At 53.4% G+C, this 25,503-nt stretch carries 21 protein-coding genes; 7 read left to right on the forward strand and 14 right to left on the reverse strand.

Going from position 1 to position 25,503, the window contains the following annotated elements; all coding sequences use genetic code 11:
• Positions 1-233: 233 nt before the first annotated feature.
• The 5 genes from fghA to P8H26_RS02660 are packed head-to-tail and all read right to left on the reverse strand — an operon-like array spanning position 234 to position 3,620.
• Positions 234-1,064 (reverse strand): S-formylglutathione hydrolase, encoded by an 831-nt coding sequence (gene fghA, locus P8H26_RS02640; RefSeq protein WP_289631303.1) that lies wholly within the window; start codon positions 1,062-1,064, stop codon positions 234-236.
• Between the two features lie 3 nt (positions 1,065-1,067).
• Positions 1,068-1,730, reverse strand: a complete 663-nt coding sequence (locus tag P8H26_RS02645) for a DUF1345 domain-containing protein (RefSeq protein WP_289631305.1) — start codon at positions 1,728-1,730, stop codon at positions 1,068-1,070.
• Positions 1,727-2,194, reverse strand: a complete 468-nt coding sequence (locus P8H26_RS02650; protein WP_289631306.1) for a GNAT family N-acetyltransferase — start codon at positions 2,192-2,194, stop codon at positions 1,727-1,729. The genes P8H26_RS02645 and P8H26_RS02650 overlap by 4 nt, the downstream gene beginning before the upstream one ends.
• Positions 2,194-3,306, reverse strand: a complete 1,113-nt coding sequence (locus tag P8H26_RS02655; RefSeq protein WP_289631307.1) for an S-(hydroxymethyl)glutathione dehydrogenase/class III alcohol dehydrogenase — start codon at positions 3,304-3,306, stop codon at positions 2,194-2,196. Before P8H26_RS02655 ends, P8H26_RS02650 begins: the two co-directional genes overlap by 1 nt.
• Before the next feature lie 29 nt (positions 3,307-3,335).
• Positions 3,336-3,620, reverse strand: coding sequence for a metal/formaldehyde-sensitive transcriptional repressor (locus tag P8H26_RS02660; RefSeq protein WP_289631308.1), 285 nt, complete (start codon positions 3,618-3,620; stop codon positions 3,336-3,338).
• A gap of 158 nt (positions 3,621-3,778) precedes the next feature.
• On the opposite strand from P8H26_RS02660, the gene hrpB reads away from it, so the two are divergent.
• The 3 genes from hrpB to P8H26_RS02675 all read left to right on the forward strand — a co-directional run bounded on the left by hrpB (position 3,779) and on the right by P8H26_RS02675 (position 8,567).
• Complete coding sequence (hrpB, locus tag P8H26_RS02665; protein ID WP_289631309.1) at positions 3,779-6,256, forward strand: ATP-dependent helicase HrpB; 2,478 nt, start codon at positions 3,779-3,781, stop codon at positions 6,254-6,256.
• A gap of 238 nt (positions 6,257-6,494) precedes the next feature.
• Positions 6,495-7,799: an ActS/PrrB/RegB family redox-sensitive histidine kinase gene (locus P8H26_RS02670; RefSeq protein WP_289631310.1), complete on the forward strand. Its 1,305-nt coding sequence runs from the start codon at positions 6,495-6,497 to the stop codon at positions 7,797-7,799.
• Between the two features lie 204 nt (positions 7,800-8,003).
• Complete coding sequence (locus P8H26_RS02675) at positions 8,004-8,567, forward strand: ActR/PrrA/RegA family redox response regulator transcription factor (RefSeq protein ID WP_289631311.1); 564 nt, start codon at positions 8,004-8,006, stop codon at positions 8,565-8,567.
• A gap of 35 nt (positions 8,568-8,602) precedes the next feature.
• Here the strand turns inward: P8H26_RS02675 and P8H26_RS02680 are convergent, their stop codons facing one another.
• On the reverse strand, positions 8,603-9,097 hold the full coding sequence (locus tag P8H26_RS02680) for an MmcB family DNA repair protein (protein WP_289631312.1): 495 nt from the start codon (positions 9,095-9,097) through the stop codon (positions 8,603-8,605).
• Between the two features lie 143 nt (positions 9,098-9,240).
• Here P8H26_RS02680 and P8H26_RS02685 point away from each other — a divergent pair, with 143 nt between their 5' ends.
• On the forward strand, positions 9,241-9,861 hold the full coding sequence (locus P8H26_RS02685; protein WP_289631313.1) for a L,D-transpeptidase: 621 nt from the start codon (positions 9,241-9,243) through the stop codon (positions 9,859-9,861).
• Positions 9,862-9,932: 71 nt separating this feature from the next.
• Here the strand turns inward: P8H26_RS02685 and P8H26_RS02690 are convergent, their stop codons facing one another.
• Together P8H26_RS02690 and P8H26_RS02695 are read right to left on the reverse strand one after the other, a co-directional pair.
• On the reverse strand, positions 9,933-10,499 hold the full coding sequence (locus P8H26_RS02690; RefSeq protein WP_289631314.1) for a NifU family protein: 567 nt from the start codon (positions 10,497-10,499) through the stop codon (positions 9,933-9,935).
• A gap of 88 nt (positions 10,500-10,587) precedes the next feature.
• Entirely contained in the window at positions 10,588-11,079 is a 492-nt protein-coding gene (locus tag P8H26_RS02695) for a universal stress protein (RefSeq protein ID WP_289631315.1), read from the reverse strand.
• A gap of 301 nt (positions 11,080-11,380) precedes the next feature.
• Here P8H26_RS02695 and P8H26_RS02700 point away from each other — a divergent pair, with 301 nt between their 5' ends.
• Positions 11,381-12,127, forward strand: a complete 747-nt coding sequence (locus tag P8H26_RS02700) for a bifunctional 2-polyprenyl-6-hydroxyphenol methylase/3-demethylubiquinol 3-O-methyltransferase UbiG (protein ID WP_289631316.1) — start codon at positions 11,381-11,383, stop codon at positions 12,125-12,127.
• A 47-nt stretch (positions 12,128-12,174) separates the two neighbouring features.
• Here the strand turns inward: P8H26_RS02700 and trpS are convergent, their stop codons facing one another.
• The 4 genes from trpS to P8H26_RS02720 form a co-directional block, all read right to left on the reverse strand.
• Positions 12,175-13,242, reverse strand: a complete 1,068-nt coding sequence (gene trpS / locus P8H26_RS02705; RefSeq protein ID WP_289631317.1) for a tryptophan--tRNA ligase — start codon at positions 13,240-13,242, stop codon at positions 12,175-12,177.
• A gap of 227 nt (positions 13,243-13,469) precedes the next feature.
• A complete protein-coding gene (murJ, locus tag P8H26_RS02710; protein ID WP_289631318.1) occupies positions 13,470-15,071 on the reverse strand; it encodes a murein biosynthesis integral membrane protein MurJ in 1,602 nt (533 codons plus the stop codon).
• A 68-nt stretch (positions 15,072-15,139) separates the two neighbouring features.
• Entirely contained in the window at positions 15,140-17,959 is a 2,820-nt protein-coding gene (locus tag P8H26_RS02715; protein ID WP_289631319.1) for a [protein-PII] uridylyltransferase, read from the reverse strand.
• A gap of 146 nt (positions 17,960-18,105) precedes the next feature.
• Positions 18,106-20,403 (reverse strand): NADP-dependent malic enzyme, encoded by a 2,298-nt coding sequence (locus P8H26_RS02720; protein ID WP_289631320.1) that lies wholly within the window; start codon positions 20,401-20,403, stop codon positions 18,106-18,108.
• A gap of 417 nt (positions 20,404-20,820) precedes the next feature.
• Here P8H26_RS02720 and mutS point away from each other — a divergent pair, with 417 nt between their 5' ends.
• Together mutS and P8H26_RS02730 are read left to right on the forward strand one after the other, a co-directional pair.
• Positions 20,821-23,496 carry a DNA mismatch repair protein MutS gene (mutS, locus tag P8H26_RS02725; RefSeq protein ID WP_374708215.1) on the forward strand — a complete coding sequence of 892 codons (2,676 nt, stop codon included), beginning with the start codon at positions 20,821-20,823 and terminating at the stop codon, positions 23,494-23,496.
• 20 nt (positions 23,497-23,516) lie between these two features.
• A complete protein-coding gene (locus tag P8H26_RS02730; protein ID WP_289631322.1) occupies positions 23,517-23,882 on the forward strand; it encodes a VOC family protein in 366 nt (121 codons plus the stop codon).
• Between the two features lie 40 nt (positions 23,883-23,922).
• On the opposite strand, the gene P8H26_RS02735 is transcribed toward P8H26_RS02730, so the two are convergent.
• Complete coding sequence (locus tag P8H26_RS02735) at positions 23,923-24,792, reverse strand: GNAT family N-acetyltransferase (RefSeq protein ID WP_289631323.1); 870 nt, start codon at positions 24,790-24,792, stop codon at positions 23,923-23,925.
• Positions 24,793-25,016: 224 nt separating this feature from the next.
• Positions 25,017-25,499, reverse strand: a complete 483-nt coding sequence (lspA, locus tag P8H26_RS02740; protein WP_289631324.1) for a signal peptidase II — start codon at positions 25,497-25,499, stop codon at positions 25,017-25,019.
• Between the last annotated feature and the right edge of the window lie 4 nt (positions 25,500-25,503).

A 25,503-nucleotide genomic window follows, 5' to 3' on the forward strand; every position in this document is an offset into this window, starting at 1 on the left:
AGCGCGGCACATGACACATATTCCGTTTTTGACGTGACGAAAATGGTGTGGTTCGAGAACCGGAGCGCAGTGTACCCTGCATAATCCTTTAATCCTCTTTGATTAAAGATAAGATTATGCAGCTATTTAGATCACGGCATCCTTTGCACGCCCTGTTGGGCGTGCGGTGCCGTGTGTACATGAGCACCGGAAGCGCAGAAACGCGCCATTTGCAGACCGTCAAAATCGAAATATCATAGGCGGGCGGCGTGCCAGCGTAAGTGCTCATCCATAAATGTCGAGATGAAATAATAGGAATGGTCATAGCCTTCCTGCATATTCAACGTCAGCGGGATGGCAGCCTTGGCGCAGGCCTCTTCCAGTAACCACGGGCGCAGACCATCATCGAGGAAACTGTCCGCTGTGCCCTGATCAACCAGCAGGCTTTCAATCCGGTGGCCGTCTTCAATCAGGCTGGTAGTGTCATAGGCGCGCCATGCGCTCTGATCGTGCCCCAAATATTTCTCAAAGGCAGGCTTTGACCATCCGGCCGTGGAAGGCTGGGCAATTGGTGCAAATGCAGATACGGATTTAAAACGCTTCGGGCTTTTCAACGCGATAGTGATGGCGCCATGTCCGCCCATCGAATGGCCGGTAATTGCCTGACGGGACATGTCCAGCGGAAATTCTTTAGCCACCAGTTCCGTCAGCTCTTCCGTAATATAGCGATACATCTGATAGTTCTTGGCAAAAGGGGCTTCAGTGGCATCGAGATAGAAGCCTGCACCTTTGCCGAACTGCCAGTTATCCGGCTCGTCCGGCACATCAGGCCCACGCGGGCTGGTATCAGGGCAGAGGATCGCAATGCCAAGCTCGGCAGCAAGACGGCGATATTCGCCTTTATCCATCACATTCTGATGTGTGCAGGTGAGGCCGGAGAGATACCAGAGAACAGGCACGGAGCTGTGCTCTGCTTGCGGTGGCAGAAACAAAGCAAAAGTCATATCACATTGGCATGCTTCACTTTTATGTCGATAGACGCCCTGAGTGCCGCCGAAGGCTTTTGCCTTTGAAATGGTTTCCATGAACTAACTCCCCAGAGCTACAGCGACATTGACGGCTGCGGCCACAAGTACGGTATTGAAGAAAAAGGAGACGATACTGTGCAGCAGAGTGACCTTGCGCATGGCCGGTGTCGTGACGCTTGTATCGGAGGTTTGTGCGGTCATGCCTATCACGTAAGCGAAATAGACAAAGTCATAACCGGAGGGTTCCGGCGTATTCGGAAATTCAAAGCCGCCTTTATGGGATCGCCCTGAGTTTCCGCTATTAGATTTATCCTGATCCGGCTCCCAATAAAGATGGGCATAATGCAGTGCTGTCATCATATGAATGGTAAACCAGCCAAGCGGCACCGCTGCCAGTGTTGCGGCAAATGTGAACAGGTCATGCTGTTGTTGCTGCTGGTTTATCAGAATGAACAGCGAGGTGATGGAGGAAATCACCGTCGCAAAAGTGACGAGAAAAATGATCCATACTGGCTCATCTGTACTCGCAGCATGTTTTTTCAAGTAAGCCGCAGTTAAATGCGGCAATGCCCTGAAAGTCATCAGCAGATAGAGGATGAAGAAGCAATTGACCGCAATCACCGGTGCCGGTGAGAGGGAAAAAAGCATGCAGATCAGAAAGACTGCCGCGCCGCATGCTGCTGCAATATAAAAGGACATATGGCGGCGCAGCAGAAAATTCATACAGAGGCTCCGTTTGCCGGTTCCAGACGCATGTCGATATGCGGAATACCGTCTTCCAGATATTCCTCTGAGATGGCAACAAAGCCAAAGGAACCGTAGAATTTCTGCAAATGGCTTTGTCCGCCCAGCTCAACAGACTGGTCAGGAAAACGTGCTTGCGCAAATTCAACGGCTTCCTGCATTAGGCGTTGGCCGAGTTTATAGCCGCGATAGGCAGGCGCAACGACAACACGGCCGATTTTCACTGCTTCATTCTCCTCCGGCGGCAGAACCCGCAGCGTTGCTGCGAGTTCCTCACCATCAAGAATGCTCAGGTGAAATGCGCCGATATCCTTGCCGTCGATCTCTGCAAAGGCGCAATTTTGCTCGACGATGAAGACATCCATGCGCAGTTTCAGCATTGCATAGAGTGCGCGTGGTGTCAGATCGTCGATTTCGTTCCAGCGGGAAACAAACTGTTTCATCAGAATGTAATCACCGAACGGATCGACTTGCCTTCATGCATCAGATCAAACGCAGTGTTGATCTCATCCAGCGGCATTTTATGGGTGATAAGATCATCAATATTGATCTTGCCTTCCATGTACCAGTCAACGATTTTCGGCACATCGGTACGACCGCGCGCGCCGCCGAAAGCAGTGCCTTTCCAGACGCGTCCGGTCACCAGCTGGAACGGACGGGTGGCGATTTCCTTGCCGGCTTCCGCAACGCCGATGATGATGCTTTCACCCCAGCCGCGATGACAGCATTCCAGCGCCTGACGCATCACATCGGTATTGCCGGTGGCATCGAAGGAGTAATCAGCGCCACCGTCGGTCAGATCCTGAATGGCCTGCACAACCTTGTCATTACCGATTTCACGCGGATTGATGAAGTCGGTCATGCCGAATTTCTTCGCCATTTCTACTTTGCCCGGATTGATATCAACGCCGATGATCTTGTCGGCGCCAACCATGCGCGCGCCCTGAATAACATTGAGGCCGATACCGCCAAGGCCGAACACCACAACATTGGAACCCGGGCGGACTTTGGCAGTATAAAGCACAGCGCCGATACCGGTGGTGACACCGCAGCCGATATAGCAGATCTTGTCGAAAGGTGCATCTTCACGCACTTTGGCCAGTGCGATTTCCGGCAGAACAGTGAAGTTCGAGAAAGTCGAGCAGCCCATATAATGGAAGATTTCGCCACCGTCACAGGAGAAGCGTGAGGTGCGATCCGGCATCAGGCCCTGACCCTGCGTCGCGCGGATCGAGGTGCAGAGATTGGAGCGTTGCGACAGGCAGGTTTTGCAAGAGCGGCATTCCGGCGTGTAAAGCGGGATCACATGGTCGCCCGGGCGCAGTGAGGTGACGCCTGCACCGACTTCACGCACAATGCCCGCACCTTCATGGCCGAGAATGGCCGGAAACTTACCCTCGGAATCAAGGCCGGACAGCGTGTAGGCATCGGTATGACACACACCGGTCGCCATGACTTCCACCAGCACTTCACCGGCTTTCGGGCCGCCGATTTCAATAGTTTCAATAGTGAGCGGCTTATTGGCCTCCCAGGCAACGGCTGCGCGCGATTTCATGGCTTTGTTCCTCTTAAATCAGTGGTCTTTTATTTCAGATAAGAGCGGATAATCCGCATAAGCTGGTCGATTTCACTATCCATATCAGCCGGTGTCAGAGCTGTGGCCTGCGGCTGTTGAAATGTTTCTTTCAGATGGCTTTCCAGAACCTCAGCCATCAGGCCGGTGGCAGCGCCGCGCATTGCGGCAAGCTGCTGTAAAAGCGCGCCGCATTCCGTGCCTTCTTCAACGGCGCGTTCCAGTGCCTCCACCTGACCCTTAATCCGGCGCAGGCGTGTCATGACGCGTTTCTTGGCTTCCGGTGAATGGGGCATGGTTTTCCGTTGCTGATTGCTATCATAAAAATATATACTATGGGGGAGTATGTCAATTGATTGTCATGTGCGGCCTGATGCTGCATCACAGAAAATAGTATACTGCAAAATATCGCTTATAATTGACTGTTCTTAAAATCACGATCAGGTCCGTGCCTTTGCCTCATTCTTCTGCTGTTTCCCTGCCGCTTCTGCCCGTGCGTGAGGCTCTGCCGCAACTGGATCGTGCCTTGCAGGCCGGTGGTTCTGCTGTTCTGGTTGCGCCTCCCGGTGCGGGTAAGACGACCTTGGTGCCTTTGCATTTGTTGCAGGCAGACTGGCGGAAGGACGGGCGGATTATTGTGCTGGAGCCGCGCAGACTGGCAGCGCGCGCCGCCGCGACACAAATGGCGCGTCTGCTCTGTGAAGAAGTGGGCAAAACGGTCGGATACCGGATGCGCCTCGACAGCCGCTATAATGCGCAGACGCAGGTTCTGGTGGTGACGGAAGGCGTGTTTGCCCGCATGATCCTTGATGATCCGGAATTGTCCGGTATCAGTGCGGTGCTGTTTGACGAGTTTCATGAGCGCAGTCTGGATGCCGATTTTGGTTTGGCTCTCGCATTGGACGTGCAGGGAGCTTTGCGCCCTGATCTCAAAATTCTGGTGATGTCGGCTACGCTTGACGGGGCGCGGGTGGCGGAATTGCTCGATAATGCGTCGGTGGTGGAGAGCGAAGGCCGTAGTTTTCCGGTTGAAATCCGCTATCAGGAACGTAAAGCCGATGAACGGATTGAAGATGCGATGGCAAGAACAATTCGTGCTGCTCTGGCTGATGAACAGGGTAGTCTGCTTTGCTTTTTACCCGGTCAAGGCGAGATTGAGCGCACGTTTCGTGCTCTTGAAGGGCGGGTAGCTGAACATGTGATGCTCTGCCCGCTCTACGGGGCGATGGAAGGGCGCGATCAGGATGCGGCGATCAAACCGGCACCGGAAGGCAAACGCAAAGTGGTGCTGGCAACCTCAATTGCTGAAACCTCCATCACCATTGATGGTGTGCGCGTGGTGATCGACAGCGGTCTGTCGCGTCAGCCGCGTTTTGAACCGGCAACTGGCTTGACAAGGCTGGAAACCGTGCGCGCATCGCAAGCGGCGATTACCCAGCGGGCAGGGCGCGCGGGACGAACTCAATCGGGCATTGCCATCCGGCTCTGGCATGAGGGGCAGATTTCCTCACTGCCGCGTTTTACTACGCCGGAAATTCTGGAAGCTGACTTGTCGTCGCTGCTGCTCGATTGTGCCGCATGGGGCGTGCAAAATGTCAGCGATTTGCGGCTGCTGGATCAACCCTCGGCGGCCAGCCTGAAAGAAGCGGCAACATTGCTGAAACGGTTGGGTGCGCTGGATGCAGACGGACGGCTGACAGCATCCGGCGAGCAGATTAGGAAACTCGCATTGCCGGTGCGGCTTGCCCATATGGTGGCAGAGGCTGCCAATCGCGGAGAGGCATTGCAGGCGGCAGAGCTTGCCGTGCTGATGACCGAGCGCGGTCTTGGCGGTAATGATGTTGATCTCGATGCGCGGCTTTCCCGTTTCCGCCGTGATCGCGGTGACCGTGCGCAAAAGGCACGTGGACTGGCACGCTCGCTGATTAAAGGTTTGCCAGCAGCATATGCACAAAACAAAGAGGATGCCCATGCCGGTCGTCTGCTGCTGGATGCCTATCCTGATCGTGTGGCCAAAGCGCGGGGCAATGGCGGGCAGTTTATTCTGGCCAATGGGCGCGGTGGTGAGCTGGATGCAAGCCAGCATCTCTCCCGCGCACAATGGCTGGTTGTGGCTGACCTGACCGGACGGGCAGGGGCGCAACGTATTCTCTCTACCGCTGAGGTGAGTGAGGACGAAATCCGCACGGCGCTGACTGCCCAGATTGAGGGCGGCCAACAGGTCATTTACGACCCTGAGCGCAAAGCCTTGCGTGCCCGCGAGGCGGTACGGTTGGGGGCAATAACCCTGTCGGAGAAAAATCTGGCGGCACCATCGGGGGAGGCAGCTGATCTGGGTGTTGTTCAGGCGGTACGCCAATACGGACTGGATATTTTACCTTGGGGCAAGGAAGCGCAGACTCTACGCCGTCGTCTCGGTTGGCTTTATCGCGGGCTGGGTGAGCCGTGGCCACAAACGGATGATGAGCACTTGCTTGCGACACTGGAAGACTGGCTGCTGCCGTTTCTGACTGGTGAAGCGCGGCTGGATAAAATCAGCCAATCGGCTTTAATGAACGGCTTACGCTCGCTTGTGCCATTCGATCTGCAAAGGCAAATTGATACGCTGGCACCGACACATTTTACCGTGCCGACCGGCTCCAATATCGCGATTAATTATGAAGGGGATGAGCCGGTGATTGCCGTGCGTGTGCAGGAATTATTTGGCCTCACAAACCACCCTTCCATCGCCCGCGATACGGTGCCGCTTTTGCTGGAGTTGCTGTCTCCGGCGCACCGGCCGATCCAGATTACTCGTGATTTGCCGAATTTCTGGAAAGGCTCATGGGCAGATGTGCGCACTGATATGCGCGGGCGCTATCCGCGCCATGTCTGGCCGGAAAATCCTGCAGAGGCGGATCCGACGCGGCGTGCCAAACCACGGGGCACGTGAGATATTTCGGCTTTGGCGGCCTGCAAATGGCACTCTTCTCCGCTTCCGGTGCTCATGTACCTTAATGTACATTCCGCTCCGGTTCTCGCAGAGCACCATTTTCGGCTCGCCATAACCAAAATATGGCGGGAGCGTTCGGGGGAAATTAGCCTGCGGCAGGATGGCGCAGATTTGCTTGCGTGAGCACAGATTTTGCCGCATAAGGCAATTCTGTGCAGCGCTTATAGGGAAAGACAGAATGGCGAATGGTGATCTGATTAATCGGGCGTCGTCGCTTTCCCGTCGCCTGCGTCTCACTACTCTGGTGCGTGTGCGCTGGTTTGCTATTACCGGCCAGACTGCAGCCGTGTTGTTTGTCTCCTTATCGCTGAATTTTGTGTTCCCGCTTGGTATCAGCTTCGCGCTGATTGCCGTGTCGGCATGGCTCAATCTGTTCCTGTCTTTCCGCTATCAGCTCAATCATCGGCTGGATTTGCGCACAGTGCTGCTGGTGCTGGGTTTTGATATTTTACAGCTCACAGGTCTGCTCTACTTAACTGGTGGCTTGCAAAATCCGTTCGCCGTGCTTTTGGTTGTGCCGGTGATTATTGCGGCAACCGCGCTTTCTGTACGCAGTATTTTGCTGCTCGGTTTGCTGACAATCAGCTGTGCCAGTTTTCTCGTGGTCTGGCATCTGCCGCTGCCGTGGTATAGCGGCGTTGTACTGGAGCTGCCGCTGATGTTCGTGGTCGGTGTGTGGTGTGCCATTGCCTCGACGCTGATTTTTAGCGGGGTTTATGTTTACCGGATTGCCGAAGAAGCTCGTTTGCTGGGTGATGCTTTGAGCGCCACTGAGTTGGTGCTGCAGCGTGAGCAGCATTTATCGGCACTGGATGGTCTTGCCGCAGCTGCTGCCCATGAGTTGGGAACACCGCTGGCGACGATCACATTGGTAGTCAAGGAAATGCAGCGCGCTTTGAAAAATGATGACCGTTATGCGGAGGACATTCAGTTGCTGTCTTCGCAAGCGCAGCGGTGCCGTGAGATTTTGCGACGTCTCACCAGCCTGTCCTCGGAAGGCGAAGAGCATATGTCGAAACTGGCATTATCTTCCCTGATTGAAGAGGTGATTGCGCCGCATCGTAATTTCGGCATCCAGATTGATGTTGAGAAAAAGCTTACAGCAAAAAACACCGGTACTGAGCCGGTTGTCCGCCGCAATCCTGGTGTGATTTACGGTCTTGGCAACCTGATTGAAAATGCGGTGGACTTCGCGAAGAACGAAACGCAGGTGATCTGGGGCTGGGACGAGCAATCGGTACGTATTACCATCCGCGACGACGGCAGAGGTTTCTCGCCGGATATGCTGGACAGGATTGGTGAGCCTTATATGTCGCGCCGCAGTGATGAGCGTAATGGCGGCGGGCTCGGTCTGGGGCTGTTTATTGCCAAGACTTTGCTGGAGCGCTCAGGCGCACATATCAGCTTTAATAATCGTCCGGAGCCGGGACAAAGCGGCGCTGAGATTACGATTGTCTGGCCGCGTCAGGCGCTCACAGCGTAAAGGCGATTCTTTCAGGCTGGGGGCATTTAAAAAGATTCGTTTTATTGTGATTCAATTGGTGGTCTGAAAGCTGCTTTTTGAGTAAATTCTCTGTGAAATGCGATGAATTTAGGCGTTTTACATTAATATTTACATTGCATATTTGACTTTTTGACGCAGGCGCAGCAATAAGTAAAAAGACAAAAGACGAGTAAGGAATACCTGATGGATGATATGAATCAGGATGATCACCTTGCCATCGGCAGTGATCCTTCGCTTCTTCTGGTTGACGATGACAAACCGTTCTTGCAGCGGCTTGCCCGCGCTATGGAAAGCCGCGGTTTTACAGTCACAACGGCTGAATCCGTTGAGGAAGGTATTGCTGCTGTGAAGCTGGCAGCACCCGCTTATGCGGTTGTTGATATGCGGCTTGGTGATGGCAATGGCCTTGATATTATTGAGGCGATCCGCACGAAGCGTGAAGATACGCGCGCAATCGTGCTGACCGGTTACGGTAATATCGCGACTGCGGTCAATGCTGTCAAAATCGGCGCGATTGATTATCTTTCCAAGCCTGCGGATGCCGATGAAGTTTTTGCAGCGCTCACCCGCCGCGATGGTGAAAAAATTGCGCCACCGGAAAATCCGATGTCTGCGGATCGGGTGCGCTGGGAGCATATTCAGCGCGTCTATGAGATGTGCGAGCGCAATGTTTCTGAAACTGCGCGTCGTCTGAACATGCATCGCCGTACTTTGCAGCGTATTCTTGCCAAGCGCGCTCCGCGTTAAGCCTTATATTTCATAGTCATGCCGGCTGAGACATATCAGTCGGCATCGGTAAGTGGCATGGATACGCCTGCCATTTCTGCCAGTGTCAGCCGGTTGGCGCCGATGCGCGCCAGTTGCAGGGTCAAAGCTTTGCGTGTGGCTGGTGCAAGCTTGTGTTCCGGCGCATCGCGCAAAATTTCTCCGCCATAACCGTCCGAAAGAATAAAACCGCAGTCTTCCGGAAAGAGTTCGCGCGGCACCTGAGCATGGGTGGCGAAAAACAGCCGGTCGCAAAAATTACGGTAATCCGGCCATTTCTGATCTGCCTTCCAGTCTTCGACAGAAGATTTTATCTCAATAATCCAGATTTCGCCTTTGCGGGTCAGCCCCACTAGATCGGCACGTCTGCCTGAGCGCAGGGAAATTTCCGGCAATACAGTAATATTCAGATCAAAACACAGACGTTGCACACCACGGCGCACCAGTAATGCCAGTTCAGACTGACGGCCGTCACTGAGCGGATGTTGCTGGAATGGTGAGATGATAGGCATGTTTTTCCGTCAGTATTGGTGGCTGTGTTTGCTTGTATGCGTTCCCGCAGAAAAGATAATCATGGTTAATGTTTGATTAAGGATCACTGGTTAACTTGTTTTCAACAAATGTTCACTGTCATTACGGTTTTCTGAGGGGAAAAATGGTATTCAGAAACACTTTCACAGTCGCCGGTCTTTTATTGACGATGGCGCTGGCCGGTTGTTCAACAACAACACCATTTCAGACCAGTACCGCATCCTATTCCAGCGTGTCGGATGCAGCTTATGTGCTTCCGACTATTCCTGTACAGAAAATTGCGCCGGAATATCGCCGCCAGCGGGTTAAATATGAGACGGCAGAAGCGCCGGGTACAATTGTCGTCGATACGCAAAACAAATTTTTATACCATGTTGAGCCGGACGGCAAAGCAATGCGCTATGGCATTGGTGTCGGACGCGAAGGCTTTCAGTGGAAGGGCAGCGCCAAAGTTGCCATGAAACGTGAATGGCCAACATGGACACCGCCGGCACCGATGATTAAGCGGCAACCTGAACTGGCAAAATATGCCGGTGGTATGAAGCCGGGACTGACCAATCCGTTGGGCGCCCGTGCGCTCTATCTCTACAAGGGCGGACGTGACAGCGGCTACCGTCTGCATGGCACGCCGGAATGGTGGTCAATCGGCAAGAATGTATCATCCGGCTGCATTCGCCTGATTAATCAGGATATTATGGATCTGTATGAGCGCTCAGATGTCGGTGCTAAAGTCGTAGTGCTGTAATTCTTTTTGTCACAGGCAATACAAAACGCGGCTAAACAGCCGCGTTTTGTATTTGTGATTTGTCCGAAGCGTCAGATTGCTTCGACCTGCTGAACTTCAGGCACAAAATGCTTGAGCAGGTTCTGGATACCATGCTTCAGAGTTGCAGTTGAAGACGGGCAGCCGGAGCAGGCGCCTTTCATATGCAGATAGACAACGCCGTGTTCAAAGCCGCGGAAGGTGATGTCGCCACCGTCCTGTGCAACCGCAGGGCGCACACGGGTTTCAATCAGCTCTTTGATGGTTTCAACGATTTCCGCATCCGCATCAGCGAAGAACTCACCTTCGGTATGATCGTGGCCTTTGGACTGTTCCGATGCCATAACCGGCGCACCGGACATCATGTGTTCCATGATCGTGCCGAGAATGGCCGGTTTGAGGTGCTGCCATTCCGCACCATCTTTGCTGACAGTGATGAAATCATAACCAAAAAACACACCATTTACGCCCGGAACTGCAAAGAGTTTGGCAGCAAGCGGTGAGGTATTGGCGGCGCTGTCTGCATCGCGGAAGTCGGCGGTGCCTTCCGGCATAACCACTTTACCCGGCAGAAACTTCAGGGTTGCCGGATTAGGCGTGGCTTCAGTCTGGATGAACATTTAAGTTCTCCCGTGTTAAATGAGGGCTGTAAAGAAAATACGGCAATCATGGCGATAGAATTGCGTGATTGCTCTTAATATAGGTGTTTCAGGCGACGGCATCAATGTCATCGTCAGAAAGATCTGACGGAATGACTGTGACCGGAACAGGGAAGGATGCGCCGCGTCCCGCAATCGACTGTACCAGCGGTCCCGGACCTTCTTTGCCGGAACCGGCAGCCAGTACCAGAATGGCTATATCCTGATCTTCTTCAATCAGGCTGTGAATTTCTTCCGCAGTCTGCCCTTCGCGCACAATCAGCTCAGGCTCAATGCCGTATTGCTCACGTAATTGCGTTGCATATTTATTCAGTGCTGTCTGCGCCCGTTCCAGTGCCTCTGCCCGCATAATATTGCCGACACCAAGGAATTGCTGGAAATCTGACGGGTCGATGACGAACAGCAACACCAATGCGCCATTGGTATTTCTGGCGCGCCGTGAGGCATAAGCCACCGCACGCCCGCATTCGGGCGTTTCATCAATTGAGACAAGAAATTTACGGCGGTGGCCGGCTTCCCGGCTAAGACGTTTTGAAACCATGCGCGGGAATTTGCCATTCAATGCGCCCGACTGCAAGATGACAATTTTGTGGCGCGGCGAAAAATTTAATATTTGGATGTGAAAAATTGCGCCGGTATCAGCCTGAATGGTGCTGCTGAAATCATGTGAGATTTCTTTCCTGCTGTATTTTCAGGCTTTTTATAGCCGAAGAGTGTAGCTATCGTCCTGTATAATTGCCGCTTCACATTGCTGTGTGGCGGAATGGTTTTTTATGTGCAGCAGAGTTCTCACGGCTTCAAACCGGATTTCTGCAGGCTGCGGGAGAGGGCTGAGACTCAAAATGACTAAGACATATGGCAAGCTGGCTTCACGCGTTTACGAGTTGGATAAACCAGTTGGTTGCTCTTTTGGTGATGTGGAGTTCTATCTCGAACGACTGAAGACAGTGGCGGGGCCGGTACTGGAACCGGCAACGGGCAATGGCCGTATGCTGGTGCCACTGGCACAGGCCGGATACAGCGTCAGCGGTTTTGACCTGTCTTCCGAGATGCTTGATCTGTGTAAAATGAATTGTGAGAAACACGGTGTAAAAGCCGGTTTGAGCCAGCAGAATTTCACGACATTTGCCTATGAGCAGAAATTTGCAGCAATCGTGTTGCCAACAGGTTCATTCCAGCTGATGACCGATCCACTTGATGCAATGAGTTTCTTGCGGCGCAGCAAAGAGGCGCTGGCTCCAAACGGCAAATTGCTGCTGGATATTTCTGTGGTTGGTGATTTCATGGATCACAGCCCGCGGGTGCGTCACTGGCAGGACGGGGATGATCTGCTGACTTTGCAGGAAATGCGCACTGCCACAGATTATGCCAAACAGATTGTGACATCCCATCTGCGTTATGAATTATGGCGGGACACGCACCTGGTAACAACAGAGATGGAATTATTCAGCCTGCGCTGGTGGGGGATGTTTGAGCTGGAACTGGCTCTGCGCGAGGCCGGATTTACGCAGGTTAAAATCTTCGGCGATTATCAATCAGGCGCTGTTGATACGGGGCCAGTCAGTACCCTGACATTTGAAGCAGCGTAGATTTTTGCAGAAATAAAAAAGGCAGGGAATTCCCTGCCTTTTTGCAATCAGTCTTGTAAGAAGCCTACAATATCACGCACATTGCGCATGGTATCTTCGGCGATGACGCTTGCGCGTTCACCACCGTCACGCAGAACACTGTCGATATAGGCCGGATCAGCCACCAAACGACGCATTTCATGGGTGATTGGTGACAGCTGCGCAACTGCGAGTTCTGCAAGCGAGGCTTTGAACTCCGAGAACTGCTTGCCGCCGAAGTCGCGCAATACGGATGCTTTATCTGTGCCCGATAGCGCTGCGAAAATACCGATCAGATTGTCCGCCTCAGCACGACCTTCCAGCCCTTCGACTTCTGAAGGAATGGCGTCGGCATCGGTTTTGGCTTTGCGGATTTTCTTGGTGATGGTGTCTTCATCATCAATCAGATTGATGCGCGACAGGTCGGACGGGTCAGACTTCGACATTTTCTTGGTGCCGTCACGCAGCGACATGATGCGCATCGCAGGACCAGAAATCAGCGGCTCTGTGATCGGGAAAAAGCCCGATACAGTTTCATCACCAACGGCCATTTCCACGCCAATGCCAAGCGAGGCAATGCGGTCGGAATAGTCATTGTTGAATTTCTGCGCGATGTCGCGGGTCAGTTCAAGGTGCTGTTTCTGATCGTCGCCAACCGGCACGGCGGTGGCGCGGTAGAGCAGAATGTCGGCAGCCATCAGGCTCGGATAGGCCAGCAGACCCAGCGAAGCATTTTCGCGGTCTTTACCGGCTTTGTCCTTGAACTGCGTCATGCGGTTCATCCAGCCGATACGGGCAATACAATTGAACACCCATGCGAGTTCCGCATGCTGACGCACACGGCTCTGGTTGAAGACAATGTTTTTCTTCGGGTCAACACCGGCAGCCAGATAGGCCGCAGTGATTTCACGCGTGGAATTTAAAAGTTCCACCGGATCCGGCAGAATTGTCAGCGCATGCATATCAACAACGCAATAGATGCAATCATTCTCATCCTGCAAGGCAACCCAGCGCTTCAAAGCGCCAAGATAATTGCCGAGATGGAGATTGCCGGTTGGTTGTGCGCCGGAGAAAATGCGTTCTTTGAAGGTGTTCATTCTTGTTAAATCCTGAAGCTGGTGGAGAGCCGGTCGAGCGTGATTATCGTGCTTTTCGTATATTGATAATCAGAATGCTCTGGGGTTGCTTTTAAGATCGGCATATGTGGTTTGGACGCATGCTGCCGGTCTTGGCTAAAAATTTCGGATTATAAAAAATATCCGGAAGGCAGGCGCAAAATCCTGTCTTCCGGATGCGGTATTACTGCCAGAGTGATGATCGGCAATCAAGCGGAAATATTTGTGTCGTCCGGTGCTGCCACTGCTTTTTTGCGGCGGCGCATATTGCCTTTCAGGGCAGACAGACTGGCGCCGCCAATGGCAAAAACTGTTGTGAAATAGACAAGCATACTACCGGTAACAAGCAGGCCGAGTGTTATGGCCTGCACCGCAAATCCGGCCTGTCTGCTCAAATAGGCTTCAAAATACTGGGATGCAAAATACAAGGCCGTGGCCATGATGGCAGCCGCAATGATCAGACGCGGAATGCGGCGGATCAGACCGGCATCATAATCCCAGTGTTTGCGCCAGATCAGCACGACGAACAGCAAAATGGCATTGACCCAACCGGCGGTGATTTCCGCTGTGGCAATGCCGGTAGGGCCGAGGCGCGGAAACAATGTCAGCGCCAGCGAGACATTCACCACAACTGAGATGCCAGCAAAAATCATCGGCGTGCGGGTATCTTCGCGGGCAAAAAAGCCCGGAATAAAGGCTTTAATCAGCACAAAGGCAGGCAGGCCAAGACCATACACTGCAAGAATTTGCGACACGATCAGCGTGGATTCAGCACCGAACTGGCCGCGTTCAAACAACAGGCGCACCAGTGGTTCGGAGAAAACCAGTAAGGCAGCCGCAGCAGGCAATGTCAGGAATAACGTAAATTCGACCGAGCGGTTTTGCAGATTTCCGGCTTCTTTTAAATTACCACCACGCAGTGCGCGCGATAATTCCGGTAGCAAAACCGTGGCAACGGCAATACCGACCACGCCGAGCGGTAACTGATAGAACCGGTCAGCATAAACGAGAGAAGACACAGCGCCGTCTTGTCCCGAAGCAATATTGGTGTTGATCAGCAGATTGATCTGGGTGATGCCGCCGGTAATCGCCGCAGGCAGCGCCAGCACCAGCAAACGGCGCACATTGGGTGTTAGTTTCGGGCGGCGAAAACCGATTTTCATCCCTGCTTTGCGCACGGCAAACCAGACAATACCTAGCTGCACCACACCCGCCGCCATCACACCCCATGACAGCGCATAGCCGATTTGCAGCGGATCATAATTCTGCACCCATGCCAGCAGCAGAGCGCCGATCAGGATGAAATTCAGGAAAACCGGTGCAATGGCCGCGGCAAAATACTTATGCAGGCTGTTGAGCATGCCGCCCATCATCGCCGCCAGCGACATACAGGCGAGATAGGGAAACATGATCATCGCCAGATTGACCGTGTTCTCGAATTTCACCGGATCATTGGTAAAACCCGGTGCAATCACCGTGCTGACCAGAAACGGCATGGACAGTTCCATCGCGATGGTCAGGCCGAGGAGAATGGTGAACAACACGCCGAACACTTCTTCAGAAAAACGCCGGGCGCCATCCATACCGTTCTGCTCGATCTCTTTGGCAAAGAGCGGCACGAAAGCAGCGTTGAATGCACCTTCAGCAAATAAGCGTCGGAAAGTATTCGGGAAGCGGAAAGCGGTGTTGAAAGCATCCGCCACAGGGCCGGTGCCGAGAAAAGCCGCCATCAGCATTTCACGGGTAAAGCCGAAGATCCTGCTCATCAGCGTGCCGGAAGCAACAGTTGCGAATTTTTTCAGCAGGCTCATGAATTCATCTCGTTGATAGGGAGTAACAGGCAGGCAGTGTGGCAAATCTTAAAAATGCGGATGCCGGTTTAACCTGCCGTTTCGCGCGTTTTCTTTTGATCACTGTTTTTAATTTCCGCTGCCCTGCTATCACTCCCGCTCATCTCAAACAAGCCAAGCAAGCGTTTCTGGATATTGGCCTGTTTGGTGGCGGTCGTTATTTTTTGCCCGTCGAGGCCGGTGACATAAAATGTATCAATGACCTTTTCACCGAATGTGGTGATGTGAGCGGAGGCAATATTGAGGGAAAGATCAGAAATCGCATTGGTAATTTCTGAAAGCAATCCGGTGCGATCCAGTCCTTTTACTTCAATCACCGTGAATTTTTCAGACAGGCTATTATTGATGTTGACGCGTGGCGTGACATGGAAAGCGCGGGCGGAGCGCCGCGCTTTTGTCTTTCGCGCGAGGACTTCCGGCAGATAAGTGGTGCCGGTCAGCACATCTTCAATCAACTGGCCAACACGGGCGGCACGGCGCATCTCATCATCATTGGTGTCAAATTCACGGCTGATCAGGATGGTATCCAGCGCCCGCCCGTCCGTGGTGGTGAAAATCTGCGCATCAACAATATTAGCACCCGCTGCCGAGCAGGCACCGGCAATGATCGACAGCAAACGCGGGTGATCGGGCGACAGGATTGTCAGCTCGGTCACCGCTTCAAACTCATGTGGGCGTGCCAGAATATTGAGGATTTTGCCTGCTTCATCGCTGGCACGGATGAAATCCGCGTGGCGTTTCTGATCTTCCTGCGGCACAGTCAGCAGATAATTATCATAATGCAGCGCCAGCAAATGATCGCGCTTATCCTCCGGCCAGTCGCGGATCTGCTCAGCCAGTTGGCAGCGTGCCTGATTGCTGCGCTCGGTCTGGCTCACTTCAGAAAAGCCACCGGTCAATAGCAGTTCTGTTTCTTGATAAAGCGTGCGCAGCAGCTGGCCTTTCCAGCCGTTCCACACGCCGGGGCCGACAGCCTTGATATCGCAGATTGTGATCATCAGCAGCAGTTTCAACCGTTCGGTGGTCTGCACGATGGCAGCAAAATCGGCAATGGTTTTGCGGTCATTGAGGTCGCGTGATTGCGCAACCTTGCTCATGGTCAGATGTTCCTGAACCAACCATGCGACAAGCTCCGTCTCGGACGGATTAAGCCCGAAACGTGGGGCTAGTTTGCGGGCGATTTTGGCACCGGCCGTGGAGTGGTCTTCCGGTCTGCCTTTGGCAATATCGTGCAGCAGTAGTGTCACATAGAGCAGATGCCGGTCTTTCTTGATGGTGGGCAACAGGCTGTGCGCGAGCGGATGCTCGTTTTTCAGCGTCTCATGTTCAATCTCGGACATGATGGCAATACAACGCAACAGATGCTCATCAACTGTATAATGATGATACATATTGAACTGCATCATCGCGACGATCTTGCCGAAATCCGGAATAAACTGCCCCAGCACACCGGATTCATTCATGCGCCGCAATGTGCGTTCCGGCGTGCGCGGAGAGGCGACAATTTCGAGAAACAGTCGGTTGGCTTCCTTGTCATTGCGCACGTCGCTTTTGATGAGTTTTAACGAGCGGCTCACGCGCTGGATCGTATCAGGATGATATTGCAGCCCATGTTTATCCGCGAGATAAAACAGCCGGATCAGATTGACCGGATCGCGCTGAAACACCTCATCATCGGCAATATTGATGCGGTTATGATCGAGAATAAAATCTGTGCTGCCGGCAATTTTGCGTTTTTTGCGTGCCAGCGTGGAATAAATCTGGCCGGTGCCCGGTGTTTCTTTGAACTGCTCTTCTTCCAGCGCGGCACTGATAATGCGGGTGAGATCGCCGACATCTTTAGCGACCAGAAAATAATGCTTCATGAAGCGCTCAACAGCTGTCTGCCCCGGATGGTCAGTATAGCCGAGGCGGGTGGCGATCTCACGCTGAATATCAAAGGACAGGCGCTCTTCCGCCTTGCCGCTCAGAAAATGCATATGGCAGCGCACCGCCCAGAGAAAATCATCAGCCTTGCTGAACAGTCTTGCCTCGCTGCGGGAGAAGACCCCGCGCTTGATCAGCTCCTCCGTGGAATGAACGCGATAAATATATTTGGCAATCCAGAACAGGGTTTGCAGATCGCGCTGGCCGCCTTTGCTTTCCTTGACATTCGGCTCCACAAGATAGCGTGTTGAGCCCGCTTTTTTGTGCCGGATATCGCGCTCAATCAGCTTGGCCTGCACAAATTCCGCGCCGCTGTCAGCGACGATTTCCTGATCAAAACGGGCGGTGAGTTCATTATAAAGCGCACGGCTGCCGGTCAGGAAACGCGCTTCCAGCAGCGAGGTGCGGATGGTCATATCTTCCCGCGACAGGCGGATGGCATCGTCAATATTGCGCGTGGAATGGCCGACTTTCAGCCCCATATCCCAGAGCATATAGAGCATATATTCCACAACCTGCTCGCCCCACGGTGTCTGCTTATAGGGCAGCAGGAACAGCAGGTCGATGTCAGAACCCGGTGCCAGCCCACCGCGTCCGTAACCGCCAACGGCAATGATGCTCAAATTCTCAGCCTTGGACGGATTAATGGCGGGATAAATGTTCTCAACCGTAAAATCATAAAGCGCGGCGATAATGTGATCCATCAATCCGCTGATCCGCCGTGCGCAGGCGATGCCGCTGCCATCTTCCAGCAACAGGGTTTCCGCACGGGTTTTGCCGTCTTTCCATGCGGATTTAAGCGTTTTCAGAACCTGATTGCGCGCCGGATCTTTGACTGTCTCTGTTTCTGCAGCCTGTTTCAGAGCAGCAGTAAGTGCCTGTCTGTCGATGATGCGGTCAAGATGGAGATCGGACAAGCGCATGGATCATGGTTCCGTAGTATCAAAGTTACGATGCAGAAAACTGAGCATGGATGAAAGCCGAACGCAACGGTAAGTCTGCATTCTGCTCTAAACAAGAAAAGGCCGGAACTGATGTTCCGGCCTTTTGAGTTTGGCTACTGATATAATCAGTTGGTTGCCGCATAAGCGGTGAAGGCCGCCATATTGGTAATGTCGGAATCCTTGGCGCTGAGCGGTACGATCTGCACGGCCTTGTCCAGACCGGTCAGCAGCGGGCCGATCAGGGTTGCGCCGCCCAGTTCCTGCAACATATTCGCGGCAATGGATGCCGTATGATAATCCGGCATGACCAGTACATTGGCAGGAGCCGTCAGGCGGGTAAACGGATAGGTTTCCATCAGGCTGGCATTAAGCGCAACGTCCGCGCTCATTTCACCGTCGAATTCAAAGTCGACATGGCGTTTTTCCAGAATACGCACGGCTTCCTGAATGTTTTCAGAACGCGCACCGGACATATGGCCGAAGGTGGAATAAGCCAGCATGGCAACGCGCGGCACATAGCCCATGCGGCGTGCAACATTGGCGGCTTCCACTGCAATATCAGCCAGTTCTTCTGCTGTCGGCTGCTCGTGCATCGCCGTATCGGCGATGAAAACGGTGCGGCCACGGCACAGAGCCAGAGATACGCCGATCATCCGGTGACCCGGTTTCACATCAATCACGCGGCGCACATCTTCAATGCTGGTGGCATAATTGCGGGTTACGCCGGTGACCATGCCGTCCGCATCACCCATCGCCACCATGCAGGCAGCAAAATGGTTGCGGTCATTGTTGATCATGCGCTGGCAATCGCGGAACAGATAGCCTTTGCGCTGTAGCTTTTCATAAAGGTGATCGGCATATTCCGAGGTGCGTTTTGACAGACGGGCATTGGTGATTTCAATGCCGAGCTTGTCGAGATCAACACCGGTCTGTTCAGCTGTTTCACGGATACGGTCTTCACGGCCGAGCAGGATGGCTTTGCCCAAGCCCTGATTAGCGAAGGAAACAGCGGCGCGGATCACCTGCGGCTCTTCACCTTCAGCAAAGATCACACGTTTGGTGTGACGACGGATACGATCATAAATGCCGGACATGGTTGATGCGATCGGATCGCGGCGCGCAGAGAGTGTGCGGGCATAGGCTTCGAGATCGTCAATAGGCTTGCCAGCAACGCCGCTTTCCATTGCCGCTTTGGCGACGGCCACCGGAATGGTGGAGAGCAGGCGCGGATCAAACGGCACCGGAATAATGTAATTCGGGCCAAAACGCGGACGGTTGCCCTGATAGGCAGCAGCCACATCATCCGGCACATCAGTGCGTGCCAGTTCTGCAAGCGCATTGGCAGCGGCGACCTTCATCGCATCATTGATGGTGGTGGCGCGCACATCCAGTGCGCCACGGAAAATATACGGGAAGCCAAGCACGTTGTTGACCTGGTTCGGATAATCGGAGCGACCGGTTGCGACAATCGCATCGGAGCGGATGGCTGCTACTTCTTCCGGTGTGATTTCCGGATCAGGATTGGCCATAGCAAAGATAATAGGATTGTCAGCCATTGAGCGCACCATGTCGTCGGTCAATGCGCCTTTGGCGGAAACGCCGAAGAAAATATCCGCGCCTTCCATTGCTTCGGCCAGCGAGCGCTTATCGGTTTTCACCGCATGCGCCGATTTCCACTGGTTCATACCCTCGGTGCGACCCTGCCAGACCACGCCTTTGGTATCGCACAGGATTACATTCTCTGATGCAAAGCCCATTGCCTTGACCAGTTCAATACAGGCAATACCGGCAGCACCAGCGCCATTACAAACCATTTTCGTGGTCTTCAGGTCACGGCCGGTCAGGTGCAGTGCATTGAGCATACCGGCAGCTGCGATAATCGCGGTTCCGTGCTGGTCATCATGGAAAACCGGAATATTCATCAGCTCGCGCAGGCGCGCTTCAATGATAAAACATTCCGGCGCTTTAATATCTTCCAGATTGATGCCGCCGAAGCTTGGCCCCAGATAGCGCACGGAATTGATGAATTCTTCCACATCGGTGGTGTCGACTTCAAGATCGATGGAATCCACATCGGCAAAGCGCTTGAACAGCACGGATTTGCCTTCCATCACCGGTTTGGAAGCCAGTGCGCCGAGATTGCCGAGACCCAGAATGGCGGTGCCGTTGGAGATCACGGCAACCATATTGCCCTTGGCTGTATAGTCATAGGCTTTGCTCGGATCTTCCGCGATCGCTTTAACCGGTACAGCCACGCCCGGAGAATAGGCGAGCGACAGGTCGCGCTGCGTTGCCATTGGTTTGGTCGGAGTGATTTCCAGTTTGCCCGGACGGCCGCGAGCGTGAAAGTCCAGTGCTTCCTGTTCTGTCAGGGACGGGCCTTTTCCTGTTTGTGGCTTCTGGGTGCTCTTGTCGTTGGTCATTGACCGCTCCGATCTTTCCTGCGTGGCGGTTGCTTTGAGGGGCTGCAACTGCCTTATTATGTTAATCATCCTGCCGGATGGTTGGCCTGAGTGTTTGGGCCTGAATGGTTTGGCCCGAATGTTTTGGCCCGAATGTTTGGACAGTGTGTTTATATCAAGACTGCTTATTTGGGTAGCGCAATATCTGAAAAGATTTTGGTGTTTAAAGATAATATTCGCAAGATCAATGCATTCCGGCGAGATTCACGGGGATATAAGCAACTGACTGCTTCACAGAGCTTTGCTCAACGCTTTAAACTGGCAATAAGATTTTGAAAAATTATTTCAGGAACATGTGTATTTCCTATGACGCAGCATGAAACAGCTCCCCAAACATCCGAACTCGCTGACGAGCCGCAGAGCACTTATGATGCAGGTCTGAACGCACGTCCCACACCGATGATGGAACAATATATTGAGATCAAGGCTGCCTATCCGGACAGCCTGTTGTTCTATCGTATGGGCGATTTTTACGAGATGTTCTTCAATGATGCGATTGAGGCATCCGAAGCGCTGGGTATTACGCTGACCAAGCGCGGCAAGCATCTGGGTGAAGATATTCCGATGTGCGGTGTGCCGGTGCATACTGCCGATGATTATTTGCAGCGTCTCATCGGCAAGGGCTTTCGCGTGGCCGTCTGTGAGCAGGTGGAAGATCCGGCTGAAGCGAAGAAGCGCGGTTCCAAATCTGTAGTCAAGCGCGATGTGATCCGTCTTGTCACACCGGGCACGATCACGGAAGAAAAGCTGCTTGATCCGGCACAGGCTAATTATCTGATGATCCTTGGCCGTGTGCGTGGTGTGGAAGAGGGCAGGCTGTCGCTGGCATGGATTGATATTTCCACCGGCCAGTTCCGCATGACGGAAACCACACCGGAAAAACTCTATGCCGATATTATGCGCGTTGATCCGAGCGAGCTGATCGTGCCGGAAACAGCCTTCCAGGATCCGCAAATTCGTCCGGTTCTGGATTTGCTGGGGCGCATTGTCATGCCGCAGCATCCGAGCCTGTTTGAAAGCTCTACGGCAGAAGAACGTATCAAGCGCTATTACGGTGTGGCAACTTTGGATGGTTTCGGTGAGTTCAACCGCACCGAGCTTTCGGCGATTTCCGGTGCCATTGCCTATCTCGAGAAAACCCAGATTGCCGAACGCCCGCCTTTGATGCGTCCTGAACGTGAGACGGATGGCGCATCGCTGTTTATTGATCCGGCAACCCGCGCCAATCTGGAACTGATGCGCACGCTCTCCGGCAATCGTGAAGGCTCATTGCTCAAAGCTGTTGACCGCACGGTCACCGGTGCCGGTGCACGGCTGCTGGCCGAGCGCCTGACAGCGCCGTTGACTGACCCTGCGCAGATTGCAGCAAGACAGGACTCTGTGGCTTTCTTTTTGAGTGAAACGTCATTGGCACAGGGCTTGCGTTCTGCCTTGCGCGGTGTGCCGGATATGCCGCGCGCCTTGTCACGTCTGGCCGTCGGACGCGGTGGCCCGCGTGATCTCGGCGCATTGCATGCCGGTTTTCAGGCGGCACATCTGGTGCAGCAGTTATTTCAGGATAAGCAATTACCCGAGGAGCTGGCGCAGGCCTGTCAGTCCATTCTCGCTCTGCCGGAGAGTTATGCCCAGTTTCTGGATCAGACTCTGGCAGAAGAACTGCCACTGCTGAAGCGCGATGGCGGTTTTATCCGCGCGGGCTTTCATGCCGAACTTGATGAAATGCGCAGCCTTCGCGATCAGTCGCGCCGCGTGATTGCCGGTCTTCAGGCCAATTATATGGAAGAGACGGGCGTTAAATCGCTCAAGATCAAACATAATAATGTGCTGGGTTATTTTATTGAGGTGACGGCCAATAATGCTGGTGCGCTGACCGATACAGATGCGGCCAAAGCGCGGTTTATCCATCGTCAGACAATGGCCAGCGCCATGCGTTTCACCACTACGGAACTGGCGGAGATTGAAACCAAAATCGCGAATGCGGCAGACCGTGCGCTGTCGATTGAATTGGCGATTTTTGAAGATCTGGTCAGCCGTACTGTTGAAAATGCCGATGCTATCCGTGCCGGTGCTGCTGCCCTTGGTATCATGGATGTGTCCGCAGCGCTCAGTGTGCTGGCGGGTGAGCAGGGCTATTGCCGCCCGAAGGTGGACGACAGTCTGAGCTTTGCCATTGATGGCGGGCGTCATCCGGTGGTGGAGCAGGCGCTGCGAAAACAGGCCAGTAATCCGTTTGTTGCCAATGATTGTGATCTGTCGCCTCTGGGTGGTCAGAAATTCGGCGCGATCTGGCTTTTGACCGGTCCCAATATGGGCGGTAAATCGACCTTCTTGCGCCAGAATGCGCTGATCGCCATTCTGGCGCAGATGGGCTCTTACGTTCCGGCCACATCTGCCCATATCGGTATTGTAGACCGGCTGTTCAGTCGTGTCGGTGCATCAGATGATCTGGCACGTGGCCGTTCTACCTTCATGGTGGAGATGGTTGAAACCGCGGCCATTCTCAATCTCGCCGGTGAGCGCTCGCTGGTTATTCTCGATGAGATCGGCCGTGGTACTGCAACCTTTGACGGTTTGTCGATTGCCTGGGCGAGTGTGGAATATCTGCACGAGAAGAACCGTTGCCGCGCATTATTTGCTACGCATTTCCATGAAATGACGGCTCTGTCAGAGAAACTGGCACGGCTTGCTAATGTCACCATGCGGGTGAAGGAATGGGAAGGCGATGTCGTGTTCCTGCACGAGGTGGCCAAAGGGGCTGCTGATCGTTCTTACGGCGTGCAGGTGGCACGTCTGGCAGGCTTGCCTGATGCCGTGGTTGAGCGTGCGCGCGATGTGCTGCATCGCTTAGAAGAGGGTGAAACCTCCGGCAAGGCTGAGAAGATCATTGATGATCTGCCGCTTTTTGCAGTCGTTGCCAAGCCGCGTGAAGTGGCAAAACCGGCTCAGGATAGCGTGTTGCTGAGTGCCGTGAGCGAGATCAATCCGGATGATCTGACACCGCGCGAGGCGCTGGAGGCGCTGTACCGCCTGAAGCAATTGTCGGTTAAAAGCTAAGATCTGGCAGGAGGATCGATATGGCAGTTCTGAGGATCGTAGCTAATCTAGCAGGCTCTGATCTTCAGGCCGCACGGGTCTTTTATGAGGAACTGCTGGGGCTGGATGTGATTATGGATCATGGTTGGATAGTGACACTGGCTGCCGGAGTGACCACAGAAAACAGGCCTGTCCAACAACTCAGTTTAGCGACAGAGGGTGGCTGCGGAACGGATGTGCCCCGTCTTTCCATTGAGGACGATAATCTGGATGAAGTCTACCATCGCGCACAGGCTGCAGGATTTGAGATCACCTATCCGCTCACGGAAGAACCGTGGGGCGTGCAGTGTTTCTACGTCCGCGATCCGCTTGGATATGTCATAAATATCTTATCACATCAGAAATAAAAAAGACCGGTATATTGCCGGTCTTTTTTATTCCATCGGTTCACACAAACCGGTCGGCTTCAGCGCCGTAATAATTGATGTAGCGGCTGGAAATACGTTCAACGGGCAACACAATCAGCACATCGGTGGTGCCGAACTGGTGATCGACGACTGCACCGTCACCGATCATTGCACCAAGGCGTAAGTAACCTTTGATTAGCGGCGGCATGGAAAACAGTGCCACTTTTGGATTGATTGCTTCCTGCGGGACAATATCCATTGAACGGTAATGCTGCTCAAGCGCCCGCACATCCCATTCCGTATCGGCGCGGCAATTGTGTTGCAGGAACGAAAGCGACACTGCATGTGCTTCCGGCACTGTGCCGTGGAAAGAGGCACAGCCGAACATCACTTCAATCTTGTGCTGCCGGCAATAGGACCAGATGCCCTGCCACAGCAATTCCACCGTGCGTTTGGAGCGGTATTCCGGCTTCACACAGGAGCGGCCAAGTTCCAGAAATTGCAGGCCGGGTTTGCGGTCTATAAGTTTGCCGATTTCATATTCACCGGCAGAATACAATGTGCGTCCTGCGGTGATCATATCACTGCGCATCAGACGATAAGTGCCAACGAGCTGTTCGGTCTCACCACCGGCTATTGCTGTGTCATAAACAACGAGGTGATCGCAGATCGCGTCATAATGATCTGCGTCGCGCTCTTCGAGCATTGTGATTTGTGATTTTTGTGCGCCGAGCTCAGTATAGAACACATCATAGCGCAGTTTTTGTGCAATACGGATGGTTTCCTGATTGTCCGCAATCCGCACAATCAGACTGCCCATGCGCCCCAGTATCTGGCCGGTCAGGGAGGAAAAACCGGTATCTGCCAGAATGGCGCCTATTTCAAGCGTGTCAGGAGATGTCTGCTTCATGCATGTATCATGCGCGGTTTGTGAAAAAATTCCAAGAGCCTGTGGCAAGATATATCCTCCGCCAGATTCAAATGCCTGAGTTTCGTCTGTAACCGCGTGCCTGTTCAGCCACGTTTTATAGAGAGTCTTTATATAGCTTGTCTGCGTCAGCCATGTGACATGAGAAGGTCAGGAAATAATCAGTTTTTGATGAAGACACTCAGGGCGCGCAGTGAGGCGTTTCCTTATCCGGCAGAGCGCGCACGCTTCCATTGTATAATTTCATCAAGAATAATCAGTCCCGCGCCAGTGGTAATGTAGACATCAGCCATGTTGAACACCGCAAAAGACCAGTTTGGCAGGTGGAACAAAATATAGTCGACAACATAACCAAGCAGGCTGCGGTCAATCAAATTGCCCAACGCACCGCCGATAATCAGCGCAAAACCAAGACGGCTGATCACCCGCTCCGGTGCGGTTGTCCACCACAGATAAGAGACGAAACCGATCACAGCAACTGTCATCGCTATCAGCCCGCCGTCATGCAGCCAGGACAACATGGAGAAAGCGATGCCCTCATTATGTGTACGGTAAAGTGCCAGAAATGGCAGCAGATCAATCTGCTGATTATAGTCCATGCCGCTCTCAACCAGAAATTTGATATACTGGTCTGAAGTGACAGCAAAAACGATAATCAGAACTGACCAGAGAGTGGCACGTTGGGACATAGGG

It is taken from the genome of Pseudochrobactrum sp. sp1633 (genome assembly GCF_030376605.1).
Classification (GTDB): domain Bacteria; phylum Pseudomonadota; class Alphaproteobacteria; order Rhizobiales; family Rhizobiaceae; genus Pseudochrobactrum.